Source organism: Pseudoalteromonas sp. SG43-3, from assembly GCF_014164385.1.
GTDB classification, from domain to species: Bacteria; Pseudomonadota; Gammaproteobacteria; order Enterobacterales; family Alteromonadaceae; genus Pseudoalteromonas; species Pseudoalteromonas distincta.
In genome coordinates this window covers 1-1,756 of sequence record NZ_JACJFC010000052.1, presented here as the reverse complement: position 1 = coordinate 1,756, position 1,756 = coordinate 1, and the positions used below count along the sequence as shown (strand labels likewise).

1 protein-coding gene is annotated in these 1,756 nt (G+C 32.7%); it reads right to left on the bottom strand.

Going from position 1 to position 1,756, the window contains the following annotated elements; translation table 11 throughout:
• Positions 1 to 749: 749 nt before the first annotated feature.
• Positions 750 to 1,121: a GxxExxY protein gene (locus H5157_RS20500; protein ID WP_182715280.1), complete on the bottom strand. Its 372-nt coding sequence runs from the start codon at positions 1,119 to 1,121 to the stop codon at positions 750 to 752.
• Positions 1,122 to 1,756 lie beyond the last annotated feature (635 nt).

Sequence of the window (1,756 nt, the reverse complement as noted above, 5' to 3'; positions counted from 1 at the left end):
AGTAAAAACCAGCTAAAGATCTATTTGCACAAAGAGAAATGAAAGAGAAGTAAATGAGAAAACAGAATGCCAATCAGGATATAGTTTCTGCTTTATTACTTCCTCTAAAAGCGTAGCGCCTCTTAACCTCTTAGTGAAAAAATCACTAATTACAGGCGCTGCTGTTACAAAGCAATGCTTAAAATTATTCAATTTATTTATAAAAACCAGCTAAAGATCTATTTTCACAAAGCGAAGCGAAAGAGGAGTAAATGAGAAAACAGAATACCAATCAGAATACAGTTTCGGTGTTTATTTCCTTCTTTAAAAGCGCAGCGCCTCTTAACCTCTTAGTGAAAAAGTCACTAATTACATGCGCTGCTGTTACAGTAAAAACCAGCTAAAGATCTATTTGCACAAAGAGAAGCGAAAGAGAAGTAAATGAGAAAACAGAATACCAATCAGAATACAGTTTCGGTGTTTATTTCCTTCTTTAAAAGCGCAGCGCCTCTTAACCTCTTAGTGAAAAAGTCACTAGTTACATGCGCTGCTGTTACAGTAAAAACCAGCTAAAGATCTATTTGCACAAAGAGAAGCGAAAGAGGAGTAAATGAGAAAACATAATGCTATTCAGGATATGTTTTCGGTTTTATTTTCTTCTCTAAAAGCGCAGCGCCTCATAACCTCTTTGTGAATAAATCGCTTAAAAATTTAATGTACAGTTACTTATAGCCCTTTGGATAACGACTTAAAACTTAAGTAAATAATTTTTATGAATTAAAGCGCTTTATACCATCGACTAGCTTTAGAACATTGAAGTTTATTAGTAAACCAGTACTTATTTCTGCAAGTTTCATATAAGTTATCAATTGTGCAGAGTGAATTGGAAGAAGCTTATCAACCGCCTTTAGTTCAATTATTAATTTATTAGGTAATAAAATATCTAACCGGTAACCTGTATGTATATATTGATCTTTATAATATATCGGCAGCTCAACTTGGTTTTTAGCAGATAAGCCAATTTTACTTAATTCATATATTAAGCAAGTTTCGTAACTCGATTCTAATAACCCTGGGCCTAAATTCCTGTGTACTTCTATAGCGCAACCTATTACTGTTTTTGTTAATGTATCAGTATCCATAGGTATCCTTTTGCTTAATTTACAAGCATTTAATCAACTAAGAAAGAGTTCTAAAATAAGACTTAAGTGTAGTACAAATAAAATAATAAAATTGAATACTCGTAGGCTATATGAAGCAATTTATTAAGTTGTCACTCGTTTGTTGAGCTATTTACTAATAAAATCAATTAAAGAACTATTTGCACAAAGAGAAGCGAAAGAGGAGTAAATGAGAAGACAAAATACTAATAAAAACTGCGTTTGGTGTTTATTTACTTCTCTAAAAGCGTAGCGCCTCTTAACCTCTTAGTGAAAAAGTCACTTATAACGGGTACGATTGTTACGAAAGCCACGCTTAAATTATTTAGTCTATTCACCAATAAATCAATTAAAGATCTATTTTCACAAAGAGAAGCGAAAGAGGAGTAAATGAGAAAACAGAATACCAATCAGAATACAGTATCGGTGTTTATTTCCTTCTTTAAAAGCGCAGCGCCTCTTAACCTCTTAGTGAAAAATCACTAATTACAGGCGCTGCTGTTACAGTAAAAACCAGCTAAAGATCTATTTGCACAAAGAGAAATGAAAGAGAAGTAAATGAGAAAACAGAATGCCAATCAGGATATAGTTTCTGCTTTATTACTTCCTCTAAAAGC